This is a genomic window from Micromonospora sp. 4G55, assembly GCF_016803375.1.
Map to the genome: position 1 here is coordinate 1 of NZ_JAEVHN010000657.1, position 3,370 is coordinate 3,370.

Annotated in this window: 4 protein-coding genes and 1 pseudogene; all 5 read right to left on the reverse strand. The window is 72.0% G+C overall.

What is annotated here, in order from left to right; all coding sequences use genetic code 11:
• Positions 1 to 71: 71 nt before the first annotated feature.
• Positions 72 to 392 carry a DUF1416 domain-containing protein gene (locus JNW89_RS31810; protein WP_238451873.1) on the reverse strand — a complete coding sequence of 107 codons (321 nt, stop codon included), beginning with the start codon at positions 390 to 392 and terminating at the stop codon, positions 72 to 74.
• 1 nt (position 393) lies between these two features.
• Positions 394 to 1,242: a sulfurtransferase gene (locus JNW89_RS31815; RefSeq protein WP_088960076.1), complete on the reverse strand. Its 849-nt coding sequence runs from the start codon at positions 1,240 to 1,242 to the stop codon at positions 394 to 396.
• Positions 1,243 to 1,446: 204 nt separating this feature from the next.
• The gene (locus JNW89_RS39265) at positions 1,447 to 1,524 is read right to left on the reverse strand and encodes an Ms5788A family Cys-rich leader peptide (protein ID WP_323135737.1); all 78 of its coding nucleotides are present in this window, start codon (positions 1,522 to 1,524) and stop codon (positions 1,447 to 1,449) included.
• Positions 1,525 to 1,630: 106 nt separating this feature from the next.
• Complete coding sequence (locus JNW89_RS31820) at positions 1,631 to 2,419, reverse strand: DUF2993 domain-containing protein (protein ID WP_238451874.1); 789 nt, start codon at positions 2,417 to 2,419, stop codon at positions 1,631 to 1,633.
• Positions 2,420 to 2,525: 106 nt separating this feature from the next.
• A pseudogene (locus JNW89_RS31825) lies at positions 2,526 to 3,370 on the reverse strand (hypothetical protein); the annotation flags it as partial.

A 3,370-nucleotide genomic window follows, 5' to 3' on the forward strand; every position in this document is an offset into this window, starting at 1 on the left:
ATCGATGCTCAGACGTACGTAGCTGACATCGATCGATGCTCAGACGTACGTAGCTGTACATCGATCGTGGGTCAGGCGACGGTCACGAAGACCTCGTTGATGCCCCGTCCGGCGGTCACGGCGGTGTCGCCGTTGCCGTGCCGGGACAGCGCCCGCAGCGTCCAGCTGCCCGGCGCGGCGAAGAACCGGAACTGCCCGGCCGGGGAGGTGACCACCTCGGCGGTGAACTCACCGGTCGAGTCGAGCAGCCGGACGTACGCGCCCGGCACGATCTCGCCCGCGTCGGAGCGGACCACACCGGTGATGACGGTTTCCTTCTCCAGGTCCAGGCTGGCCGGCAGCGGCGCGGCCTGGTCGGGGGCGGCGCAACCCGCGGCGGTGGGTGCAGTCATCTCAGGCCTCCCCGGGCTCGTCGCCGAGCGCCACCGGCACGCCGACCAGCGAGCCGTACTCGGTCCAGGATCCGTCGTAGTTCTTCACGTTGCGGTGGCCGAGCAGCTCCTGGAGCACGAACCAGGTGTGCGAGGAGCGCTCACCGATCCGGCAGTAGGCGATGGTCTCCTTGCCGTCGTCCAGCCCGGCGTCGGCGTAGATCCGGCGCAGCTCGTCGTCGGACTTGAAGGTGCCGTCCTCATTGGCCGCCTTCGACCACGGCACGCTGATCGCGGTGGGCACGTGGCCGGCCCGCTGCGCCTGCTCCTGCGGCAGGTGGGCGGGGGCGAGCAGCCGGCCGGCGTACTCGTCCGGGCTGCGCACGTCGACCAGGTTCTTGGTGCCGATGGCGTCGACCACCTCGTCGCGGAAGGCGCGGATCGAGGCGTCCGGCTCCTGCGCGACGTACTGGGTGCGGGGGCGGGTCACCGGGTCGGCGACCAGCGGGCGGGCGTCCAGCTCCCACTTCTTGCGGCCGCCGTCGAGCAGCTTGACGTCGCGGTGGCCGTAGAGCTTGAAGTACCAGTAGGCGTACGCGGCGAACCAGTTGTTGTTGCCGCCGTAGAGGATCACGGTGTCGTCGTTGGCGATGCCCCGCTCGGAGAGCAGCGCCTCGAACTGGGTCTTGTTGACGAAGTCCCGACGGACCGGGTCCTGCAGGTCGGTCCGCCAGTCCAGCTTGATCGCGCCGGCGATGTGGCCGGTGTCGTACGCCGAGGTGTCCTCGTCGACCTCGACGAAGACGACGCCCGGGGCGTCGATGTTCTTCTCGGCCCACTCGGCCGAGACGAGTGCGGTGTCGCGACTCATCGAATCACTCCCTGGTGAGGATGGATGGTGAGCCTGCGCGGGATCGAAATCGGTGATTGTCGCACCACGCGCGGGACCCATAGAGGAACGGATCACGGGTTCGTGCGACGGCGCCGCTGCCGGGCGTGCGGTGGGAGAGAGCACCGGAGGGTGGAGAGACCCTGAAGCCGGTTGGCCGCTAGGCGGCCGGAGACAGCCCCGCCGTCAGATGACGGAGCGACACAGGCAGGTGGCCACGCGGCACAGGTCGACCGCGCGCCGTTTGGTGAGGTGCGTCCCCATGAGCAGGGAGCCTAGCAGCCGTCCCGGAGAGCGCCACCGGTCCGACCAGCATGCGGGACACGACGACGGCCCGACCGGGCGGCCGGGCCGTCGTGCGGTTGCCCGGTCAGCGGGCCGAGTTGATCGGTACGTTCGCCGCGTCGGCGGTCACCACCAGGCCCTCCGGCCTGGGCTCGACCTTGCGGACGTTGAGCTGGAACGGCAGCTCGGGCAGGGGCACGTCGATCGAGATGCCCTTGGCGTAGTTGCTCAGCAGCGTCCGGGCCAGCGGCACCGCCGGCAGCCCCTCGGCGGTCAGGTCGTTGAAGCGCAGCGCGACCTTGTTGCCCTCGGCCACGGTCACGTCGGCGGTGCCGGTGACGGTGAGCTTCTGCCCGAGGATGTCCACCGGGGCGGTCACGGCGAGCTTGCCGTTCTGCTCGCCGAGCTTCAGACCGGGGCGGTCCAGCAGGGCGGCCAGGCTGTCGTAGGTGATGGTGCCGGTGCCGTTGACCTTCTCGGCGACCACGTCGCCGCTGCCGGAGCGGAGGGTGTCCAGCGAGGCCCGCACGTTCCGGGCGTCCACGTCCAACCGGGGCACGCTGACCGCGTTGCCCTCGACCGAACCCCGGACGTCGGTCAGCACGATGGAGATCCGCTCGTAGCGGCCGTCGAGCACCTGGGTCAGGAACGGGAAGCCGCCGACGTCGACCTTGGGCGGGGCGGACTGGGCGTCCTGCTTGGCGACCTCCTGCTTCACCTGGTCGGCGATGGCGCGCTCGGCCACCCCGGCCGCCACCCGGTCGGCCACGACCAGCAGCCCGACCAGGAGCAGCGCAAGGACGACCAGCGTGACCAGCACCTTGCGCCCCCGCCGCCGGGGACGCTCCTCGTACGCGGGGTACGCCTCTGCCACGCCGCCTCCTCGTCCGTCGTCGTCGCTGTCCCGCGACGTCCGTGTCCACCGCGCCACCGGTGCGGCGCACCGTTGGTACCCGAGCGGCGTGACGCTCAACCGTAGGTCAGAGGAACAGCACGCACATGGCGTACGCGGCCGGCGCGGCGAGCGCGAACCCGCCGAGCGGACCCTGCATGTGCCGGGCGATCCACAATGTGGGCGGCTCGCCGGCCATCAGGCGGCCCGCCTCGGCGTACCCGACGGCGAGGTCGGCCAGCACGGCGGTGGCGGCGGTGACCAGGCCGATCAGCGCGGCGCTGGTCGGGGTGAAGCCGACCAGGTAGCTGCCGAGCACCGCGCTGGTCAGGGTGCCGATCATCGCCCCGGCCACCACGCCGCCGCGCCCCGCGGCACCTGCGGGGCGAGCCGCGGCCAGGGCAGTACGGCGTCGGTGAGCCGGGCGACGGTGAGCGCGACCCCGGTGGCGGCCAGGCAGACGGTGATCGCCTGGGTGCCGGCCGGGATCCGGCTGAGCGTGATCAGGGTGGCGAACGCGACCACCCCGACCACGATGAGCAGGGTGGTGCCGAGCGAGTCGGTGACCCGGATCCGGTCCACCCGGCGGACGAGCTGACCGAGTACGCCGAGCAGGAAGCCGCCCGCCGCGACGTAGCCGAGCGGCGCGAGGGCGGCGATGTCCGACTGCACCGCGGCGACGTCCGCCGCGCCGGCGACGGCGGCGCTGACCACCGCGACCAGGAGCAGGGCGGGCGGGCGCATGGCCATCGTCCAGGCGAGGACGAAGAGCAGCTGCACGCCGAAGACGATGAAGGCGAAGGGCAGCCGGTGCCCCGGCCCGGCGGTCTGGGCGCCGAGCACCAGGCCCACCCCGAGCAGCGCGGCGAAGCCCGCAACGGTCAGCGAGAGCGGCTTGCGCACGTCGACCGGCTCGACGACCTCCGCCTCCGG

What these genes read in the sequence shown, in the direction of transcription:
- JNW89_RS31810 (WP_238451873.1), bottom strand. Translation starts at nt 392, where the DNA reads ATGACTGCACCCACCGCCGCGGGTTGCGCCGCCCCCGACCAGGCCGCG.
- JNW89_RS31815 (WP_088960076.1), bottom strand. Translation starts at nt 1,242, where the DNA reads ATGAGTCGCGACACCGCACTCGTCTCGGCCGAGTGGGCCGAGAAGAAC.
- JNW89_RS39265 (WP_323135737.1), bottom strand. Translation starts at nt 1,524, where the DNA reads ATGGGGACGCACCTCACCAAACGGCGCGCGGTCGACCTGTGCCGCGTG.